Source organism: Mesorhizobium sp. ORM8.1 (genome assembly GCF_053005525.2).
In genome coordinates this window covers 456,550-479,862 of record NZ_CM132600.1, presented here as the reverse complement: position 1 = coordinate 479,862, position 23,313 = coordinate 456,550, and the positions used below count along the sequence as shown (strand labels likewise).

The 23,313-nt window shown below is 57.8% G+C and carries 29 protein-coding genes and 1 pseudogene; 16 read left to right on the top strand and 14 right to left on the bottom strand.

Annotated elements, in window-relative coordinates:
- Positions 1-214 precede the first annotated feature (214 nt).
- Together ACVDG8_RS02505 and ACVDG8_RS02500 are read left to right on the top strand one after the other, a co-directional pair.
- Positions 215-739, top strand: a pseudogene (locus tag ACVDG8_RS02505) (Arm DNA-binding domain-containing protein); the annotation flags it as partial.
- 116 nt (positions 740-855) lie between these two features.
- Positions 856-1,389, top strand: coding sequence for a tyrosine-type recombinase/integrase (locus tag ACVDG8_RS02500; RefSeq protein ID WP_447257209.1), 534 nt, complete (start codon positions 856-858; stop codon positions 1,387-1,389).
- Here the strand turns inward: ACVDG8_RS02500 and ACVDG8_RS02495 are convergent.
- The 9 genes from ACVDG8_RS02495 to ACVDG8_RS02455 form a co-directional block, all read right to left on the bottom strand.
- Positions 1,386-1,808, bottom strand: a complete 423-nt coding sequence (locus ACVDG8_RS02495; protein WP_447253268.1) for a hypothetical protein — start codon at positions 1,806-1,808, stop codon at positions 1,386-1,388. The two genes, ACVDG8_RS02500 and ACVDG8_RS02495, sit on opposite strands and share 4 nt — an antisense overlap.
- 55 nt (positions 1,809-1,863) lie before the next feature.
- Positions 1,864-2,688 (bottom strand): MltR family transcriptional regulator, encoded by an 825-nt coding sequence (locus ACVDG8_RS02490; RefSeq protein ID WP_455707516.1) that lies wholly within the window; start codon positions 2,686-2,688, stop codon positions 1,864-1,866.
- Between the two features lie 173 nt (positions 2,689-2,861).
- A complete protein-coding gene (locus tag ACVDG8_RS02485; RefSeq protein WP_447253266.1) occupies positions 2,862-3,698 on the bottom strand; it encodes a hypothetical protein in 837 nt (278 codons plus the stop codon).
- 272 nt (positions 3,699-3,970) lie between these two features.
- A complete protein-coding gene (locus ACVDG8_RS02480) occupies positions 3,971-4,648 on the bottom strand; it encodes a hypothetical protein (RefSeq protein WP_447253265.1) in 678 nt (225 codons plus the stop codon).
- A 170-nt stretch (positions 4,649-4,818) separates the two neighbouring features.
- On the bottom strand, positions 4,819-5,202 hold the full coding sequence (locus ACVDG8_RS02475; RefSeq protein WP_455707515.1) for a hypothetical protein: 384 nt from the start codon (positions 5,200-5,202) through the stop codon (positions 4,819-4,821).
- A gap of 373 nt (positions 5,203-5,575) precedes the next feature.
- Positions 5,576-6,136: a hypothetical protein gene (locus tag ACVDG8_RS02470; RefSeq protein ID WP_447253263.1), complete on the bottom strand. Its 561-nt coding sequence runs from the start codon at positions 6,134-6,136 to the stop codon at positions 5,576-5,578.
- A gap of 324 nt (positions 6,137-6,460) precedes the next feature.
- A complete protein-coding gene (locus ACVDG8_RS02465; RefSeq protein ID WP_447253262.1) occupies positions 6,461-7,048 on the bottom strand; it encodes a hypothetical protein in 588 nt (195 codons plus the stop codon).
- A 517-nt stretch (positions 7,049-7,565) separates the two neighbouring features.
- Complete coding sequence (locus ACVDG8_RS02460) at positions 7,566-9,425, bottom strand: DNA primase family protein (RefSeq protein WP_447253261.1); 1,860 nt, start codon at positions 9,423-9,425, stop codon at positions 7,566-7,568.
- 92 nt (positions 9,426-9,517) lie between these two features.
- Entirely contained in the window at positions 9,518-9,841 is a 324-nt protein-coding gene (locus ACVDG8_RS02455; protein WP_447253260.1) for a hypothetical protein, read from the bottom strand.
- A 284-nt stretch (positions 9,842-10,125) separates the two neighbouring features.
- Here ACVDG8_RS02455 and ACVDG8_RS02450 point away from each other — a divergent pair, with 284 nt between their 5' ends.
- The 5 genes from ACVDG8_RS02450 (at position 10,126) to ACVDG8_RS02430 (ending at position 12,402) form a co-directional block, all read left to right on the top strand.
- Positions 10,126-10,296 (top strand): hypothetical protein, encoded by a 171-nt coding sequence (locus ACVDG8_RS02450; protein WP_447253259.1) that lies wholly within the window; start codon positions 10,126-10,128, stop codon positions 10,294-10,296.
- Positions 10,297-10,299: 3 nt separating this feature from the next.
- Positions 10,300-10,593 (top strand): hypothetical protein, encoded by a 294-nt coding sequence (locus tag ACVDG8_RS02445; RefSeq protein ID WP_447253258.1) that lies wholly within the window; start codon positions 10,300-10,302, stop codon positions 10,591-10,593.
- A 2-nt stretch (positions 10,594-10,595) separates the two neighbouring features.
- Entirely contained in the window at positions 10,596-11,036 is a 441-nt protein-coding gene (locus ACVDG8_RS02440) for a hypothetical protein (RefSeq protein WP_447253257.1), read from the top strand.
- Positions 11,033-12,052, top strand: a complete 1,020-nt coding sequence (locus ACVDG8_RS02435; RefSeq protein ID WP_447253256.1) for a hypothetical protein — start codon at positions 11,033-11,035, stop codon at positions 12,050-12,052. The genes ACVDG8_RS02440 and ACVDG8_RS02435 overlap by 4 nt, the downstream gene beginning before the upstream one ends.
- Positions 12,053-12,135: 83 nt before the next feature.
- Positions 12,136-12,402 (top strand): hypothetical protein, encoded by a 267-nt coding sequence (locus ACVDG8_RS02430; RefSeq protein ID WP_447253255.1) that lies wholly within the window; start codon positions 12,136-12,138, stop codon positions 12,400-12,402.
- Between the two features lie 307 nt (positions 12,403-12,709).
- On the opposite strand, the gene ACVDG8_RS02425 is transcribed toward ACVDG8_RS02430, so the two are convergent.
- Both ACVDG8_RS02425 and ACVDG8_RS02420 read right to left on the bottom strand, forming a co-directional pair.
- Positions 12,710-13,054 carry a hypothetical protein gene (locus ACVDG8_RS02425; RefSeq protein WP_447253254.1) on the bottom strand — a complete coding sequence of 115 codons (345 nt, stop codon included), beginning with the start codon at positions 13,052-13,054 and terminating at the stop codon, positions 12,710-12,712.
- Positions 13,051-13,557: a hypothetical protein gene (locus ACVDG8_RS02420; protein ID WP_447253253.1), complete on the bottom strand. Its 507-nt coding sequence runs from the start codon at positions 13,555-13,557 to the stop codon at positions 13,051-13,053. Before ACVDG8_RS02420 ends, ACVDG8_RS02425 begins: the two co-directional genes overlap by 4 nt.
- A 474-nt stretch (positions 13,558-14,031) precedes the next feature.
- Between ACVDG8_RS02420 and ACVDG8_RS02415 the strand changes: the two genes are divergently transcribed.
- Genes ACVDG8_RS02415 through ACVDG8_RS02400 form a run of 4 tightly spaced genes read left to right on the top strand, consistent with a single transcriptional unit; the run spans position 14,032 to position 16,573 of the window.
- Positions 14,032-14,640: a hypothetical protein gene (locus ACVDG8_RS02415; protein ID WP_447253252.1), complete on the top strand. Its 609-nt coding sequence runs from the start codon at positions 14,032-14,034 to the stop codon at positions 14,638-14,640.
- Positions 14,641-14,695: 55 nt separating this feature from the next.
- On the top strand, positions 14,696-15,931 hold the full coding sequence (locus tag ACVDG8_RS02410; RefSeq protein ID WP_447253251.1) for a PBSX family phage terminase large subunit: 1,236 nt from the start codon (positions 14,696-14,698) through the stop codon (positions 15,929-15,931).
- The gene (locus ACVDG8_RS02405) at positions 15,912-16,331 is read left to right on the top strand and encodes a hypothetical protein (protein ID WP_455707514.1); all 420 of its coding nucleotides are present in this window, start codon (positions 15,912-15,914) and stop codon (positions 16,329-16,331) included. The genes ACVDG8_RS02410 and ACVDG8_RS02405 overlap by 20 nt, the downstream gene beginning before the upstream one ends.
- Positions 16,328-16,573, top strand: coding sequence for a hypothetical protein (locus ACVDG8_RS02400; protein ID WP_447253249.1), 246 nt, complete (start codon positions 16,328-16,330; stop codon positions 16,571-16,573). Before ACVDG8_RS02405 ends, ACVDG8_RS02400 begins: the two co-directional genes overlap by 4 nt.
- A 4-nt stretch (positions 16,574-16,577) precedes the next feature.
- Here the strand turns inward: ACVDG8_RS02400 and ACVDG8_RS02395 are convergent, their stop codons facing one another.
- Positions 16,578-16,889 (bottom strand): hypothetical protein, encoded by a 312-nt coding sequence (locus ACVDG8_RS02395; RefSeq protein WP_455707513.1) that lies wholly within the window; start codon positions 16,887-16,889, stop codon positions 16,578-16,580.
- A 413-nt stretch (positions 16,890-17,302) separates the two neighbouring features.
- On the opposite strand from ACVDG8_RS02395, the gene ACVDG8_RS02390 reads away from it, so the two are divergent.
- The 5 genes from ACVDG8_RS02390 to ACVDG8_RS02370 all read left to right on the top strand — a co-directional run bounded on the left by ACVDG8_RS02390 (position 17,303) and on the right by ACVDG8_RS02370 (position 20,764).
- Positions 17,303-17,548, top strand: coding sequence for a type II toxin-antitoxin system Phd/YefM family antitoxin (locus tag ACVDG8_RS02390; protein ID WP_447253247.1), 246 nt, complete (start codon positions 17,303-17,305; stop codon positions 17,546-17,548).
- On the top strand, positions 17,545-17,994 hold the full coding sequence (locus ACVDG8_RS02385; RefSeq protein WP_447253246.1) for a PIN domain-containing protein: 450 nt from the start codon (positions 17,545-17,547) through the stop codon (positions 17,992-17,994). Before ACVDG8_RS02390 ends, ACVDG8_RS02385 begins: the two co-directional genes overlap by 4 nt.
- Positions 17,995-18,133: 139 nt before the next feature.
- The gene (gene guaB, locus ACVDG8_RS02380; RefSeq protein ID WP_447253245.1) at positions 18,134-19,636 is read left to right on the top strand and encodes an IMP dehydrogenase; all 1,503 of its coding nucleotides are present in this window, start codon (positions 18,134-18,136) and stop codon (positions 19,634-19,636) included.
- Positions 19,587-20,327 carry a hypothetical protein gene (locus ACVDG8_RS02375; protein ID WP_447257438.1) on the top strand — a complete coding sequence of 247 codons (741 nt, stop codon included), beginning with the start codon at positions 19,587-19,589 and terminating at the stop codon, positions 20,325-20,327. The genes guaB and ACVDG8_RS02375 overlap by 50 nt, the downstream gene beginning before the upstream one ends.
- A gap of 17 nt (positions 20,328-20,344) precedes the next feature.
- Positions 20,345-20,764: an MAPEG family protein gene (locus ACVDG8_RS02370; RefSeq protein ID WP_447253244.1), complete on the top strand. Its 420-nt coding sequence runs from the start codon at positions 20,345-20,347 to the stop codon at positions 20,762-20,764.
- A gap of 6 nt (positions 20,765-20,770) precedes the next feature.
- On the opposite strand, the gene rnd is transcribed toward ACVDG8_RS02370, so the two are convergent.
- Together rnd and ACVDG8_RS02360 are read right to left on the bottom strand one after the other, a co-directional pair.
- The gene (gene rnd / locus ACVDG8_RS02365; RefSeq protein ID WP_447253243.1) at positions 20,771-21,922 is read right to left on the bottom strand and encodes a ribonuclease D; all 1,152 of its coding nucleotides are present in this window, start codon (positions 21,920-21,922) and stop codon (positions 20,771-20,773) included.
- A 123-nt stretch (positions 21,923-22,045) separates the two neighbouring features.
- On the bottom strand, positions 22,046-23,272 hold the full coding sequence (locus tag ACVDG8_RS02360; RefSeq protein WP_447253242.1) for an MFS transporter: 1,227 nt from the start codon (positions 23,270-23,272) through the stop codon (positions 22,046-22,048).
- Positions 23,273-23,313: the final 41 nt, after the last annotated feature.

Below are 23,313 nucleotides of genomic sequence, written 5' to 3'. Positions count from 1 at the left end.
GGAGGTATCGTATTTTCCATTTTATATTCAATACTTTAAGGTGAGAACTGCACATTGGTGCATAAGCGCTTCGCACATTGCTGCACATTGCCGAACACGTACGCGAATTATGGTTGACGGGGCCAAAACCATAATTTCTCCTTTCGCGCTCGGCGTGTCATGTCCTATGCGTTGATGACACTGATTTAGGGCGTTTGCAGACAAAGGAACGGGCATGGCAAGGGCTGTCAACAAACTGACCGATACGTGGTTGAAGCGAGCGCAGATTAAGCCAGGCATCTATGGCGACGGCGGCTCGCTCTACCTGAGAGTGTCGGGCGACACGCGGTCGTGGTTTTATATTTATGTAGACCACCGGGGCAAGCGGCGGGAGATGGGCCTAGGCGGCTACCCTGCGGTTTCGCTGTCAATTGCTCGTGAGAAGGCGCGTGATGCGCGTGACGTGCGGGCAAAAGGCCTTGACCCTATCGAACACCGCAAGGCTGAGAAGGAAGCAGCCATACGTGCCGAACTGCAAACGTTCGGGCTCGTCGCCGACGAGTTCATCACCGCAAATTCTGGTCGATGGGTGCCTGCGCAAACTGACCGCTACAAGGGGTATTGCGCCAATTGGCTCAAGGACGTGGTGGGGCTTCCCGTTGAGACCGTCGACGACGACCACGTGGTTGACGCGCTGCGTCCTATTTGGGGCACGCCGACCGGCTCTTACCTTCGTTCTTTCATTGAGCGGGTTCTGGATTTCGCTGTCGCCAAGCGGTATCGGCCAAAAAGCCTGAACCCGGCTCGTCTAAGGGGCCATATCGCCGTCCTGCTGCCGCAACTTCGCAAGGCGACCGTCCACCACGCCGCGCTTTCTTGGGCAGGTGTCAGCAATGTCATGCAGCGTCTTCACGGGTTGGAGGGGAGGGTGCTCGTGCCTTTCGCTTCACGATCCTATGCGGGCTGCGTCAGAAGGAAGCGCGTGAACTGCGCTGGCGTCACATTAAGGACGACAGGCTGGTCTTTCCGGCGTCCGAATACAAAACTCGCCGCGAGCATGTGGTACCGCTGTCGGCGCAAGCAAAGGCAGTCCTTGCCGAGATCAAATCGAACCGCGAGCCCGACGCACTGGTCTTCAAGGGCCGCCTACATGACCGCCCGTTGTCGAGCCACACGTTCGAGTACCTGCTCGCGGACCTTGAACTAGCCGTTAAGCCGCATGGCTTCCGCACATCGCTCGCGGTGTGGGGCGTAGAGGCGGGCGGCTATGCGGACGACATCATGCAGCGTTGCCTCGGCCACGTCGTGGGCACTGAGGTCAGCCGCGCCTATCAGCGTTCCGACTTTTTCGAGGCGAAGCGCACGGTGTTCGATGCCTGGGGAAAGCACTGCGTCGCCCAGTCAGCCTAGCCGTCGTCTTCATTCAAGACCTCAATCGACGGATTCGGCCAGTTGCTCGTGTCGATGGGCAATAGGAATTCGTAGTCGTTGAGTCGGTCCTCGCCATCGATCCGATGGACTGTATCGCCTTCGATGCGGACGATCATGGGTGCAGCATCTTCGTAGCTGACTGCCCACCAATACCCGTCATGGACGGAAGCTGGGTCGACGGTGTAGCCCTCGTCCAGAAGCTCCCGCTCCGTTAGCTTTCCCTCTTGCGGCCAGGCACCGGTATCGACGTGATGGAGCAGATCGAATTCCCCGACATGGTAGCCCCAGTCATCGATCATGCGTGATGCTTCGTTGCCGCTGACATAGATGATCTCGGGTTGACCGTCATCGTCTGGGTGAATGCTGATAGCCCACCAGTAGCCGTTTTGCGTCTGCATAACTTTCTCCGAATGCTCTTAGGGCCGCAACCGCCGATCACTAGGGGCGGGCGAGCTAGGTTGAGGTCTGCGGAGTTTTGGTGGGCAGCCGTGCTGCTCGTTGTCTACGACGTAAAGGCTCCCCCAATCGTCGGTTATCAGCGCAGCTTATTCTAAGGCGCCAAGGGCCGCTTCTCTCAAGGCACGCGGTAGAAGCTAACTTGTCCGCAGTGGCAGTCAAGAGCCTTTGGCGCATACCGAAAAAAGCGCTGAGCACGCGCAATTCAGCGTCAGAACTTGAAACAGGGGGCGCAGGCCGAACGCGGCGGCTGCCCCCGCAAAGCTTGGCAGAACGCCGGTTATCCGCCAGGAGTCGGCGTCTGGTCTTCGCCTGCCGGGGGTCTTCGACCTTTTTGGAGCTGGCGAGGCCCCGAACGGCCATGCCAAAGGCTTCTGTAAATGCGGCCTCGGGCGTCATGTCCTTGCGCGCATTCGATAGCTTGTTTATCTCTTCAATGATCTCCGGGGTCTCGAATGTTAATGGCGTACGCGTATGGGCGCATTTGTTTCGAATTTCCCTGATTTTGTGAAGCTCGGCCGCAAGTTCCACTGATATTATTCCGAATGCTGAGGCAATTTTTATCTTACCAGAAAAGGTAGAGAGTGGGCCATTATTGTCGTAAATCACTTCTTCCATGTTTTTCGATTTACGAACCAAGTGACTCGTTATCGTCTCACGAAGCTCTTCTTCCAAAAAAGCCGAGTAGGTTAGCACCCGACCGAGGTGCGTCTGCTTTATAAGCTTGTCGGTTCTTTCAAGCATTCCAGCTACAGATTTTTGGAGCCGCTCGACAGCGGGACTTACTCGACGAGGCGGGGAAGCTTCTTTGTCGTCGTTCATCGTGCCGTCTTCAACCATTGTTCGGGTTCACCCATGCCTTCGCGAGTTCGGGTGCTGACCCGAGATTACAGATCGATGCCGACCGGTCGACAGGAACCTGCAGTTTACCAACCACGCGCTGCCGCAGATGCGACCGCGGAACGTCCCAACCTGACGGCTTGCCGGGCAGGCAGTCACTCGAACGGGCTCCCAGTTTTCGGCAATGCTACTTCCTCAGGCTCGCAATAGTGCGCCAGATTCTGAAACAGAACAGCAACACAGCGAACGATATGGAGCGCCTCAGAATCGGTGTAGAAGTTTTCCACATGCATCGTACCATTGCGCCATGGATTTTTTACAGCATCTAACGATGCATATATTCTGTCAAACGCTGCTCCGTCTGAGTTGGCCATTCGGCTTTTAGCAGGATATTTCTCTTCGATCCGATCCTTGATCTTTGAAAGTATGATGCCCCAGTTTCGTTCAGCAGGCTTCACGGGGTCTGGCAGCTCCAGTAAGCCGGCAAGCTTATTGATCGCGACCTCCAACATTCGCATCGCATGGAAAACAGCCGCTGTTGGACGTTGTAGAGACAAGCATTTACACGCCTCTTCCAGTTCCCTAGCTGCGTCGGGAAAAATTCGCTGTATATCCCATCCGTCGACAAGATCGTTCGCAGGAGCGAACAGTTTCTTCTGATTCCTGTTCAAAACGATGAAAGACACAAGCTGGCATTCATCCCGCAGACGGCTTTCAACGTCGGCAATGCTGTCCCTTATCGCTGTAACTTTGATCTTGTTGTCCCCGGCCAAGAGGGACGCCATCCTATCGGCAGCCATGGATGCCACTTCGGCACCTATGAAACTCGTTGCAGCGGCCAACTCCTCAAAGCTTCCCTGCAAATTTGCTCGCACTTCATCAACGACGTCGGAAGACCGCGTTGCGTCATCAAATGATGCGTCGATGACGGTCTTGATCCGCCGGACTTCCAAGATTGTGTCGAAAAACTTTGCGGCGTTGAGTTGCAGCATGGTCGATAGGCCTACGAATCCACTCCGTGTCAGTCACGTCAATAGCACGCTTCGGTTTCGGCATGCCTCAAAAACTAAGGTATCCCAAGCTACCGCATGACGCGCAAATCAGCATCGGGGGCCGACAAATCATCATCACGACCGGCGCGGCAGTTATCATCCGCCAGACATCAGGCCGAGCCCTCTTGCTATGCTAAATTCATTCGACGCTTTTCGTCTTGCCGCTCTTTCCACATCGGTTTCGGGAAGATGTTTAGACCCACGCCCGTCATTCATTGTGGCGCGATCCTCTTTGCTTCGGCATTACGTGGCGCACTCAGCGCCTGACGATCCTCAGGACTAAGCTCCGGTGGTTTTTCGATTAGTAGGTAGTCGGTTAGAGCACTGGCGCAGGCATCAACCAGCCCGCGCGCTCGGTTGAACTTTCTTCGCGCCTCTCCGGTCGGATCTTCCCCTTGCGCATCCTGCCATTCCGAATACGCCAAGTTGCATGCGTCGTAAAAATCGTACCATGCCTGAGCAAACATGGGGTCGTGAAAGAACTTGTCGGATTGTATTTCCGCGCCGTGAAAGGCAAGTCTCTTTTCCTCCTGCGTCTTTTCGAAGTTGATGATCGTGCGCCTAACGCGCGTTATCACTTCAACGGTCTTTATTCGTTCCTGAGCGATCAGTTCCGCAAGCTTCTCTCTCTGCCTTTGAGCCGGTGCATCGAGCGCGCTTTGCAAGGCGCTAATCCGACCTTGATCCTCTTTCCAAATGAAGTATGGCGCGGTTAGGAGCCTGAGAACAATGCCTCCGCCGACCGCCAAGACTATGAAAGCGGCTACGTACCCCTGCACCGCTTCAGTCACGGGCTTGCCAGCAAATTCGAAGGCAGCTGGGACAAAAACGCCCGCAACTATTGAAAGCTTGTCAGTGAATAGCACCGAGCCAGAAAACGCTCGCTGCAACAATTTCCCCAAATACCCCATGGACACAAGATGGCCGAAAAACCTCCAATTGTGGAGTCATTCGTTCTTGCGAACGGCCAAGCGATCCGCTTCCGGCGCCTGGAGCAAATTCGATGGGAGAAGCCGGTTATCTGGCGAGATGAGTATGCTGCACCACGTTCGCGCACTGCTCAATCACTAAACATGCGTCTAAATGCCATTTTCATCGAGCGCAACACACCGCCGGCAGCCGAGGCTCGTTGATACTTTCCTTCAAAATTGACGTTCATACCGTATATGCCGCTCCAATTTTTTTCAGTCACCTCGAGCAAATCACCTGCAAAACTGAGAACGATCTCGTGCCCTTGCTCCTCTGATTCCGAATGCCTGATTACGTTGCCGTCCAAATTGGCTGAAAAGTCCAACGTGCCGAGGTTTGGCCCATACTCCCTGTCTTTGCCCCACAGTGCCAATCCGTCCACATGATATGTATCGGGCCTGCCCATCGAGGCCGTAATCCGCAGTTCGGCGCTGTCTCCGCGACCTATCCTGATGTAGTGGCCGGAAACGTTCATCTCACTCGCCTTTCCGCCCTCTGCAAAAGCCATAACCAAATTCTGCCAAAAAAACCCCCGAGCCCGAAGTAGGTTTCTATATCCGCGTACAATTCGTCTCGATAGGTCTTCACCTCACGTATCGTCAGATTCTTGCTCTGGCGTGTGGTGCTATCATACTGATCGTGATGGACAAAACACATGAATGCGAGGTTGTCCTCGTTAGGATTGCTCGCATCGCGATCAAGGTGGGCTATTTGCCCTGCCTTCAGGCTCATGTCTCTGTGCAGTCCAAAGCACACACAGCACCGTCTGCGTGACTTTACGAAGATCGCGTCTTGCGTGGCTTGCGGTATGGGCTTTCGCAAAAGGGAAGCTCCTAGGCGCTGTGACGCTATCTCGAGTTGGGCGGGGAAGAGCCACCCATCTCGATTTCACCTGGACCAATGCATCCATTGTAAAAATCGGGCTCCTTGATTGCGGAGCATCGGTCGGAGTTCGCACGCATCAATCCGAAGAGCATATCGGCATCCAATTTCAATCGACTTACACGGAATTCACCGCCGGAGTCGCCAAACACAAACACGATGTCCGTTTTCGGCACCTCCTTCTTCTCAAGGATGAGTTTGATCATCTCCTCAGACTCTTTGTAAGATTGTTCCTGATTGAGAAGCGGAACCACATCGAACATTAAGAGATTCGTACCGGGTCCAACGACCGCCTTTTGATCATCATGCAGTCGAATCTTCGTCGCTGGGGCGAGATAGTCACTTTCGGTGAAGGCTCGAACAAACACTCCTGCCGCGTCGCCATTGTTGACCACCATTAGGCGGATAGTAGTTCCTTCCAGAGCGATCATAGGCGCGGCTAAGTCCGAATGAGGCTTGTGTAGGAGGGTTATGAAGCTTGGTACGGCGAAGCTGAGAACGGATATCAATGCGGTAAGCAGCGCCAATACTGTGCTCGAAACAGCAAACCAACGCCGCCAATCCTGATAGGATTGACAGTGAGTGCAAATTTGAGCGCCCTCGGGGATGGATAGGCGACACTGCTGACAGTGCAAAGTGGGCTGCTCTACCTTTTTCATTTTTCCCCACGCCCTGGCGAACTCCCGCGACTCAAAGCTAAGGTGCGTTGTGAATTTGTATTCTGGATCCCGCGATTCCAACTCACCCCACTTCCGTTTTTTGGTGGATAACGCCTGCGCCCCGGCGACGCGGCCTATTCATGAAGAATCCACCGCTGCTTCCGAGGCAAAGTGTCTGGAGTTCCAACGGAGCTAGGCTACACTCTCAATAAAGGTAACTGAACTGCCGCCACTGGTGAGTGTGTCGAACACAGCGAGTTTCGAACGAGCAAGTAGGTCACGCCAGATCGTTTCCATGTCGTCGAATGCGTCATTCATGAATTGCTCAGTAAGTTTCTTCTGCCAGTCAGCTGTCAGATAGCCACGTTTTTCCAACTCCTCGTGCGTCGTCACAACCTCCTTGTCACTTCGCAGTTCTAGCGGTTTGCCATGGGCTAGAGTGTCCCGGAAATCTTTAAGATCGTGCACGGATTTGTAGGGCCGGTTTCTGTCATCGTAGGCGACGCCTAGATGCTTCGTCACCTTCCTTACCTTGACTAAATACGGCGCTCTCTCATCCCATTTCGCTATAAGCCGATAGCCAAGAAAATTGAACTTTGCTTCAATCGCAAAGGCAATCATCGTCAAGCACGCCATCATTTCCAGACTCACCCCCTCGCGATCATTCAACTTCAAACGCTCCGAGATTCGTTGCTTGAAGTAGAAAGCAGCGTTGGCAAGGTCGTTGTGAATGAAAACGTTTCTGTGCTCCTGAACTCGCACTTTGATCTTATCTGCCATCTTTCCCTCCGTTGGCAGCATCATGCACCTAGAGCCCGCGCCATGCTAGGAGACGCGTAAATCGTGCTTTCGTTCGTCACCAGGAGCGCCCACGACTTTCGTGGCAAACATCGCGCTCGAAGCGGCAACCCTTGCAACGTAAGGGGTTGCGGCACTGTGGCTATTCGGGACCATAACTCAGACCCTAACGAGCGGCGAGTTGAGCGGCTGGTGCACGGGGAGTGAGGGGCGCTCGATTGGTTCGGCGATTTAGTCGAATTTGTGGACCAGATTGCCGTGACGCGGCATTTGGCGTGTCGGGGCATCTGTCGCCCCAACGAGAAATCAGCAACACCTAGCTTTTCAATGCCGCGTCACCCCATGTCAGGGCATGTCAAGGCACTATTAAACGTGGGGCATTGAGCGAAAGAGAATAAATGCCCCAGTTGAACAGTAATGGCGATGTCAGGGTGACATGGGCTGTCAGGGTGATACGTCGCCCCATGTCACCCCATTTCTGCTCGGACACAATGCATGCTCATCCTATACCCAGTATCCAACTTGGGCGGCTTTTCTCACCGGGCTGCTTCTGCGGTCTATAATCATGCAGCTCGATTCCCTCTTTTTCGCATGCGGCTTTTAGGTCGCGCATCATCCACGAATCTGTACCCAACTTGTGACCAGTCGAGGTGCACCAGAGTCGATAGCGGGAATAGAGGTCTTCTTTCTTGATCATCTTCCCCGTGCCCACCTCACAGCATTCTTCGATAAATTGCATGATGGGCGAGCCTAGGCGGGCAATTGCCTTCACCTCTTCAACCGAGTCGTCAGGCTGAATGAATTTACCACGGGCACGAAGTCGGTCGAGGCCGTTGAGCGCCCAAAGCAAGATGCCGTCGAGTTCAGGCAGCAATTTCTGCTCAAACAGCGTGGTGTCTTCCTTGCCGAGGAATGACTGCCTGAACCTCAACATGAGAAGCCTTGATGCGAGAGCGCCGGATGCATCGAACATGCCCAGCGCTTGGTTACAGGCGATCAGCACTCGGACGTTCAGCCTGCCGTACCATGCCTTCTTGAACTTACGACCGACAGATATCGTGTCCTCGCCAGATATCGACTTGAGCTTTTCGGCGACGATGGCGCTATCAATCGACTTGCCCAGTGCAGCGTCTGGCACCACGCAAATTGACTTACCGATTAGACCTTCCATTCCGAATGGTTGTTGAAATTCGGCGAGGGTTGCGGCGGCATAATTCACTGGCCCGACCAACGCCTCAATGACCCGCAGTACCGTGCCCTTGCCGCCGCGAGGTCGTCCCTGAAAAATGAAAATCTTTTGCTGTGATGTGTCCTGGGTGATCAGGTATCCAATGATCTCCTGCAACGTGTCGATCTTAGCCGCATCGTCGGGAAAGATCGCTTTCAAAAACGCGTGCCAGTTGGTCGGCACTGGCGCATTTTTGTTATAGGCAACATTCGCAGCTCCCAGATTGAAGAATGCCGGTTGGAGCCCAAACATCTCGCGGTTGCCATTGGCGATATTCAGCAGGCCATTTTTGAGCGGAACCATGTTGCGCGGGTCAGGACCAGATCCGGACTTCCAACACGGCGCCTCGATCATCGTGGGGATGCCTGTCACTGCGCCGAGCGCAGCCACAACGTTCTCGATAAGACCTTTGTTCGGGTTGTATGGACCGTAGACATTTTGCCCAGCCTTGTTAACGCCCTCAAAGACCTCAGCCTTATCGAGAAAATTCCAAAGACCTTGCTTTAGCCGGTCATCGTCAATGGAGGCATAGTGCTCCCCTCGCCAAACATAGAAGTCACCTCGCCAGTGCGTGAGATGGAGTTGCGGAAATAGCGCGCTGAATTGGCGCGCGCTTTTCATATGGTCAACGCGCGACAGAAGCAGTGGCGGTGGTGGCATCCGTTTGGCTATGATTTCTATCCTTGCATATCGAAGCTCCTCAATCGTTGTCGCGAGAATTCCGGCATACCCAGGCATTGCCTTCTCGGCGGCATCCTCAGGCATATCGGCTAAAAGCTCGGCTATCTTATCGAACTGAGGATGGACGCCAGGCGCTTGTTGCTGGACCTCATTGGCTTGCGCCTCGGCTGCAGCAGCTTGCGCCATGCGCTGCACTCGATCGGCCAACGGCTCTAGGTAGTCGTCCACATCGGCGTACCCCTCGCCATATGAACTAGGATTGTGCTGATCAATCGCATCCTGGTCGAACGTCGCAGCATCGTGTTGCACTGCGTCGAAAACCAGCGGTGAGCCTGTCGCATAGTCACGGGCAACGCCTTCCGGCTGCTGCTCCGCACGCGGTCGCGATGATGGCCCCTGCCACAGTTTTGGGTTGGGTTCCGAAGTATCGTCGGAGGTGTCGCTGGTCATGTTGGCCCTCTGCCTGCCTCCTGGGCACCGATCAAGCGGGCCGCCTGGGCACGGGCCAAGTTTCAGAGGATTAGGCCAACCAGATTCTAAGGCTACGCCGCTGGGCGGATAGGTGTCAACAGGACGAGCGTCGGCTGAGTGACGCTTGCCGATTCGACTTCGAGCGGCTTGCCGAACGGATGGTGCGTCTCCAGATTGATCGCGGCATGTGGGATATAGTGCGCCAGCATCGCCGTCAGAAATTCAAGATCATAGTTCTGGATGATTCCGCGACGGAATCGGTACACCTTCTGCGCCTCAACACCGAGTGCATCGGCAATTTGACCCGGAGTCCGGGGATCTTCGTTAGCACGACGCCTAAGATGATCTACAAGTATTACAAGGTTTAGCGGCAGAGGTGCATTATCAAAATCCATGTTAAATCCCTTGCTGTGTCGCGAAGTTATCGTATTTATACATGAGGCATGAATTAATGTCGATGTATTCCATTCGTTGGACGCAAAAATTGTATCAAATAATATTGACGTCAAATGCCGCCTCGTTCATATTTTATTCGTACGGGGCCGAGCAGGGGTGCTGATGTGTTGGAGTGTTGGTAAATGGACAGCAAATCTACAGATGTAGTACTGGTCGGCGCGACCATTGGGACGTCGCTTAGCATCATCATTCTATCTCTGCCGACTCTACTTCGGCGCGCGTGGTGATCGCCATGCAGGTCTACAGTTCTCGTGAATCCGCGAACATCTTCAAACTCTCCGACCGGCTTCCCCTTACCGCCACAATCGTTACGCTCGACGGCAGAAGCTGGTTCGTGCCGATGCGCGGCGACCGGCCAGTCGACGAAGTCAAACTAGTGAAACAGGAGCAGTAGGCAGTGGAAAACCTGACCGCGTATGACGATATCGTCCACCATTACCTCACAGTCGGCAGAGAGCGGAGCCAGACATTCTGGGCGCAGGTCGATGCAATGACCGCGCGGCGTCCGGCGCTTGACCGCAAGGTGCATGCTGTGAACCTTGCCCAAATTCGTGCAGAATTGCTCGACATGCCGGCTGACATTCGCCGCGAGCGAATTCCTGAAATCGCAACCGAGAAGTACGGCTACCCTGCCGATCTCTTCGATCATGAATGGCTGTCAGAACGAACCGAGACTGTTAGGAGGCCGTAGTCATGAGATTCGAGAATCTCGGAATTTTCGTCGACTACTCGTACTCAGACGAGGCCCCAAAGCGTTCGCTCAGCCCGTGGCGCGAATGCTGGTACGCCGAGCGCGAGTTGCGCAACAAGTACAACGTCCACTTTAACGAGGTGACCGAACCGACCGATTTCGTCGGGCGTATCGATCGCATCGAGCGCAGCACGATCTACCCCGGCAACCAATGCCTGACCTTTCACTTCTCGATCCTCGACCCACTGCCGTGGCGAGGCAAATACCACTGGTCCGAGGAGAACTGCGAATGCTACTGCGACGACGATGACAAGCTCTTTCAGCGCATCGGTGAACTCGCCCGTGCAGTTGGGTTTTGCGACGAGCCACCACGCAGCGTCGAAGCGCTTACCGGCCGCTCATTCATCGGCACAATGTACCCAGGCGACGGCCATCGCAGATGACACTTGATCGCCCACGCGCCCGCGCCAAGGCATTCCTGCAATCGGATATCAACGAAAACTGGCGTCCGATCATGGATACAAATTCCTGGCTAACCTTTCAGCTTCGCCAGCGCGACGATGGTAAGGTCGATAAGGTGCCGGTGAGGGCGAACGGAAGCGACTGCAATGTCAACGATCCACGAAATCACACTTCGCTGAATAACGCAGTCCACTACGTGCGGAACTTCCCCGATCTCCACCACGGTATCGGTTTTGTGTTCAGCGACGCGCATGACTTCTGCGGCATCGATGTCGACTTCTACAAGCTCGACCAGCTCACTCCGCCCGTGCGGCAGGCCATCGGATATATTCTGCAATTCCCAACGCTGACGCAGCGCTCCCTTTCCGGCAAAGGGTTTCACCTTTTCGGGCGGCTCACTAACCCCGAGACCATGCAACGGCTGGGGGCCTCACGACAGGGCTTGGTTGGAGCGGTCGAGGTCTACGCTTCGACCCGCTATTTCGCGATGACCTTTGATACCGTGAAAGAAAAGGACATGCCGATCGCGGATGTTGCGCCGCTGGTCAACTACATCCTCGACATGCACGTTGAGAACGGCGGCCAGTTGCCAGAGCAAGGGGACGCCTATGAGCCGCGTTCACCCCTGAACACCACCGACGTCGAACTGGTCATAGCCGCCATCCGGCGGATGCAATCATGGAAGAAGAATTTCTGTCTTGAGTTTCTGTTCCCGCTCAAGTCGGACGAAGGCAACGCGCACTCCGCGGCGCAGCTTGCCGAGGCACAGGAGAAGATTCGCCGACAGCATGGTAACGATCAAAGCAGGGTCGACTTGTCGCTCGCGCGGAGTGTCGCCCAGAAGACGAACAATTTCGCGCACTTCGAATTGATCATGGTTCGAAACGGCTTCTGGCCGCGCTCGGGAAAGAGCAAGCAGTATTTGGAACGCACCTTCTCCAAAGCCGTCGCTGAGGTCGAGCGGCGCCAGCTTGATCGCGGGCAATCAGCGCACTAAGCCTGGCCGCCTTGCAACTTGTGGTTGTCTAATCTTACGCATCGTTCATCGCAATCCCGCGATGCAACAGATGGGGTATCGACATGACCGACGAAACCAGCGCAAAGCCGGCCAAGGGTAAGAGCAAGGCAACGAAAGCGAAGCCGACGAAGATCAACAAGCGCCTTGCCGTCCTCGAAATGATGCGGGCCGAAGGCGGCACGACCGTCGCGGCAATCGCCAAGAAGTTTGTAATCTCGACCGGCGCGGCCCGCTCACTGATTGGAGACAACAAGGCCAAGGGGATCGCCGTCACCTCGATCCGCGTGGAAGGCCAGGCCGATCTCGCCTATACGGCAGCGAAAGAATGACTACGAAACTGCTACTAAACTGCGCCGGCTGCAAAGCGCCGATAACCGACAAAAACACCCACTGGATCGAGGGTGAGCCTTACCATGTGCTCTGCGCCCTCGAGCGCAAGGCCCGAGAGGCGAAAGAAAAGAAGTGACACAAATCGTCCTGGGCGAACGACAAGGGGCCGCGCAAGCGGCCCTTTTCGTTTGTGCGGTCGCTGTGCGCAGGGGCAGGACGACCGATTGCGGTCAGCGCCGTATGCGACATCGGTCTGAGACAATCGCTCGCTGACCAGCGCGTATGGCGCTCATCGGCCACCGCCCTTCAGGCGACTTTGTCCTTGAGATAGCGCCGCTGCCGGCGCGCATCTTCGGCAGGGTTAGTTGTATTCGGCTCTCGTGTGATCGTATGGACCACCGTTGCCTGTGGCATAACGCCCATGCTCATCGGCTGAATCTGCGTTGGCGGATCGAAGTAGTCGCCTCCCACGGCGGCCATGCCGACTTTATGCCGTGCCCACCGCTCCCACTGGTCGAGGCGATCGGGCGTTGCCGATCCCGTAGCAAGAAAACGTTCGGCCTCGTCAGCCGGCCATTTGAGCGCGAACGAAAGCGACCGCGCCGTCCACCCTGCACTGCGAGCGAGCTTCAGAATGTCTTTCAGGTTCATAGTGATTGGTTCTGTCTAAGCGCTGAGATGGCGTGTTGCATGACAGACATGGCGCGGATCATCGCGTCGAACGTGTCAGATGCCGCCTTTCGATATTGATCGAATGGCGGCGCCGCATCATGGCGCTGGCGCGACCGGACAAGCGCACTCGGGCAGCATGGCCGATCAACAAGCGAGATTTCCCGGATCAAGCCGCGCTTGACCAGCGCGTAGGCGCGCTCGCCTTCGCCGACTATTTCGTAATCCTGAACCTTGAACCGGCACGAGAAGCCTTTTCGATCAGCGTGATTATCATCGACCAGCGCGGTAATTGCGAGACCTTCCGGCGTCCATTCGAGCCTATGAATGCGCCCGACTGTCTTGGTCTGGTCGTAGTGGTGTTGCTCGCTATGATCGAAGAGAAGCGGCGGGAGCTCGTTGCCCCAGGACAGCGCGCCAAGTCGCACGAAGTGGTTCGACTTATCGACTTCGGGAACGCTGGCGAGGCCGCTTAGCAGATGCATCTTAGGCCCAGGAACCAAACCGGCCGGTACGCTTCTCTTCGCTCCTGATCTCCTCAAGGATTTCGTCGCCGCTGCGGCGGGACCGCGCCCGCGCCAGTTCGGCCTCCATGCGGAGCGATTTCAATAGATCGTCATTGGCGAACGTGGCTCCGTTCGGAGAGCCAATCATTATCGCGCCGACGCGGATAGCGGATTTATCAAGCCTATACATTTTGGCGGCCTTTCTGGTGAGGGTGGGAGGGGCGCACCGCCAAGGGTGGTTACCCCTCCCGTAGTCGTGTGGCGCGGAGCGCCTAGGAGTATCAGCACTCGATGCCTCATGGCGTACTCCTTGACGCTTTGAGGCGCTCGACACACGCGTCACGGAGTCGACGTTACGCGTCACGCGCAAATTGTCAACAGACGTCCCTTGATTTTAACAATAAATCATGCGCATCAATCAACAACGTGTAAGCATTTATTGAGGTAATACTCATGAACGATGAGAAATGGGTGCCATTTAATCTGAAGTTCAATGCAAATTTATTTGCGCCTCTCACGGTGTCTCCGGAAACGCCCAACGAGCAGGCGAAGAACGATGCGGAAGAAAGGCAGACCGCACAGGATCGCTATGTGCAGGCGCGGCATGAATACGCTTGCTCTGAGGCAAGGGTCGATCCGAAGAGCGGCATTCTCAATCTGACCCAGGCGAAAGCCTACATCCGCGCCCGCACGCTTCACATGCTTCCGAAGGCGCTCGACACCCTCGACGCGGCGCTGCTGGACGACAAGGGCAAGTCGGCTGACAAAGTCATGCTCGCCCTCGACTACATCAAGCGCGCGAATGAGCGCTCATCGATGGACGCCGGCAAGCTCGCGAAGGTGCCGCCAGCTGACGCGGTCGAGCTTGTTATGACCGCGTTCGCAAACGGTGACTGCGACGAGGCGTTTGCCAAGACTATGCTGACGATCCTTGGTCAGAAGGTCGAAAGTGCAAAGGTACAGGGCGCAATGGAAGCCGCGCGCAAGAAGGCCGAGAAGGCGAGCGGCAAGGGACCCATACCTCGAGAGCAGCCTTCCTCTGACAAGCGCAAGATGAATTGATGCTCACGCCGTCCAAGGCCGACCGCATCGCCCGCGAGATCGCCGGCAGTCCGCATTGCAGCGTGATCACGGACAGGATGGCACCAGGCCGATCATCTTCCCGGAAAAGCATGCGGGTGTCCTCTTCTCGGAGGACGCGACGTTCAAAGCGCTCAAGGGCGGTCGCGGCACCGCGAAATCGACCAGCGCGGCAATCTACATCATTCTCCGCATGGACGCCGAGAACGTCCGCGTCGCTTGCCTGCGAAGATTCCAGAACAGCATCCGTCAGTCGTCTAAGCGATCCCTTGAGCGCGCGATTGAGCGGCTAGGGCTGTCGCATCGGTTTTATGTCGGCAGGTTCGATATCGTAAACAAGGCGACCGGTGCAGAAGCGTTTTTTCAAGGTATCGAGCGCAATGCCGACGACACGGCTCGCGGCCTTGAAGACGTGGACATCTTCTACATAGACGAGGCGCACGCCGTCACCATTTCGGCATTCAATGTGATCCTGCCGACGCTACGAAAGTCCGACGCAGAGATGATCCTGTGCTGGAACCCTCGCGATCCCGAGGACGCGCCCGACAAGCTGTTCCTGCCGGGCGGCCTGTATGCGAGCGAGTCAGTCGTCTGCGATGCGCAAATTGAGGACAACCCTTACTTCTACGTCTCGCCGATGGCGCGGCAAATGCAGCTTATGAAGCAGCAGGACAATGATCTCTATCAGCACATCTGGCGGGGCGCGTACGATACTAAACGCAGCGACCGCATCTTCACAATTCAGGTACGCGAACTTTCATCCGGCGAGCTGCGCGGCATCGATCCGGTCTACGGTATGGATCTTGGTTATGTGGACGATCCGACGGTAGTCGTCAAAGTGTACGTAATTGAGTACAGCAAGACGATTTACGTCGCCAAATGCGCCCACGAGTACGGCTGCGAGGCCGACGACCTGCCCGACCTTATAGACGAGGTAATCGACAGTCGCGGCGATACCGTGATCTGCGACACCAACGAGCAGCGCACGACCTCGGCGCTCGTCAACAAAGGGTTCAACCTTGTGAATGCCGAGAAGGGGCCCGGCTCGGTCGTAGCAGGTGTTCGCTGGTTGCGCGGATACCAGATCGCAGTTCACCCCGACTGCGAACTTATCCAAGACGAGGCGCGCCTATACCGCTGGAAGGTTGATCGGGCGACAGGCAAGCGGACAAACGTGCCCGTCAAGGGCAACGATCACTCGTGGGACGCGGTTCGCTACGCGACACAGGCCGCACAGGCTGGCGAAGCAGCAGGTGAAGCTTGGTTTTGGTGATGTCATGGCGATGGTCAAACTTTATGGCGTGCTTGGCGATGAGTGGCCGGCACCTGACCGAATAAGCGACGATGATGGATCGCTGGTCCAATTGCTCATCGCGCCATCCGGCAAATTTCTCCCGCGACAACCGAAATGGGCGACCGTCGAAGTCGCCCAGCGCGATACGATCAGCGTGCCGGAGTTGGTCGAGGCCGATTTCTTTCCTGAACCTGAGATCGAGACGAGCGACGTTGTCACGTCGGCCGTTGCGATCCCCGTGCAAATAGAACGGCGCCTTCCCACTGACGCGGAAGCAATTGCCCAGGTCGAGGCATACGACGCAGCACAGCGCGAGGGCCCACCCTTCAGCGTGGCCGAGTGGGCCGCTCGCAAAGCAGCGGAGATTCGTAAACTATGAAGACGAACCTCGAACGCCACTTTGACGAGATCGCTCGCAAGGCCCTCCTGCGCGAGAACGAGCGTGCCGAACGTTGGCAGCGCGAGTCCGAAGCAGACTCCGAGTTGCGCAGACGGGTGAGCGTGTCCGCATATCGCTCACCATTCCAAGATGTAGTTGATGCCTATCGCGAAGCCGAGCGCAACAATGAACCTAGCATGTTCGAGCGCGTGCTGGCTTTGTTTGGTTGGCGACCGATATGAGCCGTTACAGGCTCAGCGCCCACCATTCATCGGCGGGATCACCCGGCTCCGGCCATTTGAACGCTGGCGTTGGCTGCGGGTTGTTGAACGCGTCGGCCTGTCGCTGCTGCTCCGGCGTGAGTTCAGATTTGGGCGCTGTCCCTGCCAAGTATGCGTTCACATCGGCTAGACGGAAGTAATTCCGGCCATTCCGAACGACCGGCTGCACCCCGAGCTTTTCGATGAGAGCGGGCAGGCTGTTGCGGTGCTTGTAACCGCAGCGCGCAAGCGCTTCCTTGGCTGGAATTAGGTCGGACATTCGAGCAATCGGCCACATGATCACTTCTGGGATTGTCGGGCGCTGCTTATGGACGTGTCAATGTTCGAATTTGCACCGGCGCTTCGGTCTGCGTCGATTTATGGTGCAAATTATGGTCTGAAATTGCTGAAAACCGGAAAGGGTTGATTTAGTTACCATTTTCGGGACAGATCAATTTTCTCCATGAACAAGGCGACCGCCAGTATGAGCGGAATGATGCGGTTCAACGAACGCGTCCGAATTGGTCAAAAATTGCATGCCGACCAGGGGCAAGCGATACGAAAGGGCGGTTATCACGCCCCAGGCGCGATGTCGCATTAAATTGCTGTCACGTTTGTGCGACTGCAACCCTTGGTGGTCGTCACGATGGCTTGCCAAAAAGCTATGATGATCACTATTGTAGTGAATATTACTACTATTGGAGCGCCGTCATGGACGAAGCTGTTTCCGCCGCCGATGCCAATCGCAAGTTTTCTTCGATTCTTCGCGGTGTACGCGACGGGCAGAGCTATGTCGTGACCAGCCACGGCCGGCCGGTGGCGCGGATCATCCCTGCCGAAAAGAACGGAGGCGTGGCTTCCCGCTCCCGAGCAACATTGCTGTCTCGTCTCGAACGGCAGCCGCTCATCGACGCTGGACGTTGGACCCGTGACGAACTCTATGAGGACGATCGGTGAAGGTCGCGCTCGACACCAATATCCTTGTCTATGCCGAGGGTGTGAACAGCGCGGAAAAACGCGACGCTGTTTTTGACCTTCTGCGTAATATTCCACAAGAGGCGGCAATCGTTCCGGTTCAGGTTCTGGGTGAGTTGTTCAATGTGCTGGTCCGCAAGGCGGGCCGATCGCCTGGGGATGCCCGTGAAGCGCTCCTGAGTTGGCGCGACGCATTTCCGGTTACTGGAACGACGCCCGAAGTGATGATGATGGCGGTAGATCTGGCCGCGGACCACCGTTTTGGTATTTGGGACGCGGTCATCCTCTCGACGGCCTCGCAATCGGGTTGCCGTTTGCTCCTGTCGGAGGATTTGCAACACGGCTTCACCTGGGGCGGCGTCACTGTCGTCAATCCTTTCGCTTCGCCACGCCATGAGTTGCTCGACAACCTGCTGGGCGCGGAATGAGAAGCTGAAGCGCGGCGCAACGACCGGCTTTTCATCCGCCGCCGGACGTGGTACCAGCCAGCGCCAATCCTGAAAGGGAAGAAACGAGTCGGCGCTGTCCATTGCGGTCCAGCGCTTTTTTGTATTCCGAGGGCTGGGCATGTCAAAAATCATCGAAACGTCCACCGGCGCGCTGGCGCTGACCTTTGACGACGTGCTGTTGCAGCCCGGCCATTCCGAGGTCATGCCCGGCGAAACCGACATCCGCACGCGCATCGCCGGCGATATCGACCTCAACGTCCCGATCCTGTCGGCCGCCATGGATACCGTCACCGAGGCGCGGCTGGCGATTGCCATGGCGCAGGCCGGCGGCATCGGCGTCATCCACCGCAACCTCACGCCAATCGAGCAGGCCGAGCAGGTCCGGCAGGTGAAGAAATTCGAATCCGGCATGGTGGTGAACCCTGTCACCATCGGTCCGGACGCCACGCTCGCCGACGCTCTCTCCCTTATGCGCACCTATTCGATCTCGGGCATTCCTGTGGTCGAGAATGGCGGCGCCGGCGGCCACACCGTCGGCCGTCTCGTCGGCATCCTCACCAATCGCGACGTGCGCTTCGCCTCCGATCCGTCGCAGAAAGTCTACGAGCTGATGACGCGTGAGAACCTGATCACGGTCAAGGAGAATGTCGACCAGGACGAGGCCAAGCGGCTTCTCCACCAGCACCGCATCGAGAAGCTGGTGGTGGTCGACAAGAACGGCAATTGCGTCGGCCTGATCACCGTCAAGGATATCGAGAAGTCGCAGCTCAATCCTCATGCCACCAAGGACGCTCAAGGGCGGTTGCGCGCGGCCGCCGCCACCAGCGTCGGCGATGACGGTTTCGAGCGTGCCGAGCGCCTGATCGACGCTGGCGTCGACCTTCTGGTCATCGACACCGCGCACGGCCATTCGCAGCGCGTGCTGGATGCCGTGGCGCGGGCAAAGAAGCTGTCCAACTCGGTGCGCATCCTGGCTGGCAACGTCGCCACCGCCGAAGGCACGCAGGCGCTGATCGATGCCGGCGCGGATGCCGTCAAGGTCGGCATCGGCCCGGGTTCGATCTGCACCACGCGCATCGTCGCCGGCGTCGGCGTGCCTCAGCTTTCGGCGATCATGTCGGCGGTGGAGACCGCGCATAAGGCGGGAGTCAGCGTCATTGCCGACGGCGGCATCAAATATTCGGGCGATCTCGCCAAGGCGCTTGCCGCCGGCGCGAGCGCCGCCATGATCGGCTCGCTGCTTGCCGGCACGGACGAGAGCCCGGGCGAGGTCTATCTGCACCAGGGCCGCTCCTTCAAGGCTTATCGGGGCATGGGCTCGGTCGGCGCCATGGCGCGCGGCTCGGCCGATCGCTACTTCCAGGCCGAGGTCCGCGACACGCTGAAACTGGTCCCGGAAGGCATTGAAGGGCAGGTTCCTTACAAAGGACCTGTGTCTGGAGTGCTGCACCAGCTTGCGGGCGGCCTGAAAGCCGCTATGGGTTATGTCGGTGGTCGCGACCTTGCCGATTTCCGCGAACGCGCCACCTTTGTGCGCATATCCAACGCCGGACTTCGTGAAAGCCACGCCCATGACGTCACGATCACCCGCGAAAGCCCGAACTATCCGGGCGGACTTTGATCAGGACGCCGCGCCCGACCGTCAAGGGGTGTGGCGCGGCCTGAGTTTTGCGGTGCTGCGCCTGTCGCGGCATGCGGCGGCGCTTTCCTTTGCGTCGTTCGCCGTTTTCCTGGCCATGAACGCGCTGGAGTTCTTCTATTTCCGCCATTTGAGCGGCGGACTGGCTTCGCTCGACATGCGCATCACCGGCTTCACGCCGGATGAAGGCATGGAGTGGCTCAACGCGCTCGGCCGACGCGGCAGTGAGATCATCATCGTCTGGCACTATCTGACCTTCGACCTTTTGTTTCCGGCGCTGCTGTCGCTCACTCTGGTCAGCCTGATTTCGGCGCTCGGCCGTCGGCTCAGCGCCTTCCGCGCCTTGCCGGCGCAGGTGCAGGCGCTGTTTTCGCTGGTGCTGGTGCTGCCCTACACGATTGCCGACTATGTGCAGAATCTCGCCGTGGCGCGGCTGTTGTCCGACTTCCAGTCGGCCAATCCCGATCTCGCTCGCTTTCGCCTCGTCGGCGATCGTGGCCAAATTCGCGCTGCTGGCGATCCCGGTTTTCGTCATCGCCGTGTTCACGCTGGCCGGGCAGCGGCGGCACTAAAGCAATTCCAGGAAAAGTGTGACGCGGTTTTCCGTCCGGAATTGCGTGAAAACAAGGAGACAGAGGGGTTTGCCGTTTCCGTGAACGGTGAAGCGCTCTGAACAGGGCAGGGGGACGTATGCACCAGACCGCTATCTTCTGGCCGATGCTGGCGCATGTGCTGCTGGTCTATGTCGTCTATCTGGTGATGTTTAAGCGGCGCTATGGCGCCGTGAAGTCCGGTGAAGCCAGGGTCAGCTCCTACAAGCTGCGCTCGACCGAGCCGGCTTCTAGCGTCACCGTCGCCAACAATTTGATCAACCAGTTCGAGCTGCCGGTGCTGTTCCACGTGCTCGGCCTGGCGCTGTTCGTCACCAATGGCGTCAACTATCTGACGCTCGTGCTGATGTGGCTCTTCATCCTGACGCGCTATGTCCATGCCTGGGTGCATCTCACCAGCAACAGTCTCAAGCATCGCAGCCGGATCTTCTTCCTTAGCGCCGGCATTCTGTTGATCGTCTGGATCTGGTTCGCGCTCCACCTGCTGACGGTGGTTTGAGCGGCGCTAGAGATCGAACACGGCGATCCTGCGCTTGTCGAACTTGATGCCGATTTCGCCGCGCACAAGCTTCAGCGCCCGTTCGCCGAACACGTTGCGCCGCCAGCCCTGCAGCGCCGGCACGTCGGCTTCCTCGCCCTCGGCCGCGATGCGGTCGATGTCGTCGCTGGAGGCAAGCACCTTGGTGGCGACGCCTTCATTCTCGGCGACAATCCTGAGCAGCACCTTGAGCAATTCCGCCGCCGCGCTCGAGCCTTCCGGCGGCTGCACGCTTTTCGGCAGCTTCGGCATTGCGTCCTTGGGCAGGGCAAGGGCTGCGTTGACAGCGCCAAGCAAAGCCGTCGCGGTCGCTGAGCGTTCCCAGCCTTTCGGCGTGGTGCGCAATTTGCCGAGCGCCGCCGTGTCGCGCGGCGCCTGCTGCGCGATCTCGTAGATCGCGTCGTCCTTCAGCACACGGCCGCGCGGCACGTCGCGTTCGCGCGCCTCGCGTTCGCGCCAGGCGGCCACCGCCTGCACGATCGCCAGTTCCTGCGGCTTGCGCAGCCGCATCTTCAACCGCTTCCACGCATCCTCGGGATGCGGATCGTAGGTCTCTCGCGAGGTGAGGACATCCATCTCCTCGTTCAGCCAATGCGCGCGGTCCTCGCGCTTCAGCTCGGCGCTGAGATGCTCGTAGACCTCGATCAGATGGGTGACGTCGGCAAGCGCGTATTCAAGCTGCTTGTCGGAAAGCGGCCGATGCCGCCAGTCGGTGAAGCGCGAGGACTTGTCGAGCCGGGCACCCGTGACCTTCTGCACGAGCTGGTCATAGGACACGCTGTCGCCGAAGCCGCAGACCATCGCCGCCACTTGCGTGTCGAAGACCGGGTGCGGCACCAGATCACCGAGATGGACGATGATTTCGATGTCCTGGCGCGCGGCGTGGAAAACCTTCAGCACCGCTTCATTGGCCATCAGCCGGAAGAAGGGTTTCAAGTCGATGCCGGGCGACAACGGATCGATGAGCGCCTCAATCCCGGGTGCGGCGATCTGGATCAGGCAAAGGATCGGCCAGAAGGTCGTCTCACGAATGAATTCGGTGTCGACGGTGACGAATTCCGACTTTTCGAACGCCGCGATGACGCGCTCAAGTTCTTCTTGGGTGGTGATGACCTGCATCAAATCGCTTTTGGCACACTATTAGGTCCCTTTCAATTTCAGCCGCGCGCGCTTTCGTCAAGCGCCGTGGCGCCGTCACGCACCGCTACGTCCGCAAGATTGCGACAATTCGGATCAAGTCGCTCAGACTTCCCCGGCCGACGCCGCTGCTTTGGCCTTGAAAGGGGCCGATGCGCTAGCAGGCGTCGAATCCATTGCCGGCACTCGTCGGCCGAGCGCGCCGGCGGCTGCCAGGCTGAGCACAATGAACGGGATGCCGATGCCAAAGGCCGAGCGGATGCCCCAGTGGTCGGACACGAAGCCGAGCAGCGGCGGCCCGAGCAGGAAGGCGACGAAGGAGATCTGCGACAGGGCGGCGACGTTGATTGCCGCCGCGCGGTCGGTCCGCTGCGCCGCGGCCGAGATCGCCAGCGGGAAGATGGCGCTGCAGCCGATGCCCATCAGGGCAAAGCCCAGCATCGATATGAACGGCAGCGGCGAGAAGAAGACGATGAAGACGCCGGCCGCCATCGTCACCAGAAGCACGCGCGCCACGCCGGCCGGCGAATAGCGGTCGACAAAGCTGTCGGCGAAGAAGCGCATCGCCGATTGCGAGAAGGCAAACAGCGCCACGGTGAAGCCGGCGACGAGCGGGCCGGATTCGAAGACGGTGCGCATGTAGATCGCCGACCAGTCCATGCTGGCGCCTTCCATCAGCATGGCAGAGAGCGTCACCGCGACGAGAACGAGGATCGGCAGCGTCGGCCGCGCAAACATCGGCGGCTTTTCGCTCGTGGCGGCGAAGCGGGCGGGCGCCGGCTGGAAGTCGCCGAGAAACAGCGCCATGGCGATCGCCACGATGGGCGCGACCAGACCAAGATGCAACTGTGGCGACAGGCCAAGATGCGCCGTGGCGCCGCCGAACACCCCGGCGCCGAAAAAACCGATGCTCCAGAACGAATGGGCACGGTTCATGATGCGGCGCTGCAGCAGAAACTCGGTCCTGTCGGCCTCGACATTCAAAATGATCTCGATGCTGCCGATCATCAGCCCGACCGGAAGCAGCATCATGAAAAGCGCGGCCGGCCCTGTCGCGTGCACCGCGATGGCATAAGCCAAGGACAACAGCGGAACAAGCCAAAGCAGCGCCCGGCGGAAGCCGACGCGCTCCAGGATCGGTGTCGCCAGCGTCAACGCGATCAAGGTGCCGATCGGCGTGCCGATCAGGGCCAGCCCGAGCGTGCCGTCCTCGATCTCCATGGCGCGCTTGATGTCGGGCAGACGCGGGAAAATGTTGCCTATGGCGAAGGAATAGATCGCGAAGCCGGCATAGACGCGGTGCTGAGGGGCGAGCTTGAGGCCAAAGGTCATTGTCGGATTCCATAACAGGTCGACGGCGTTCATAGCCGGTC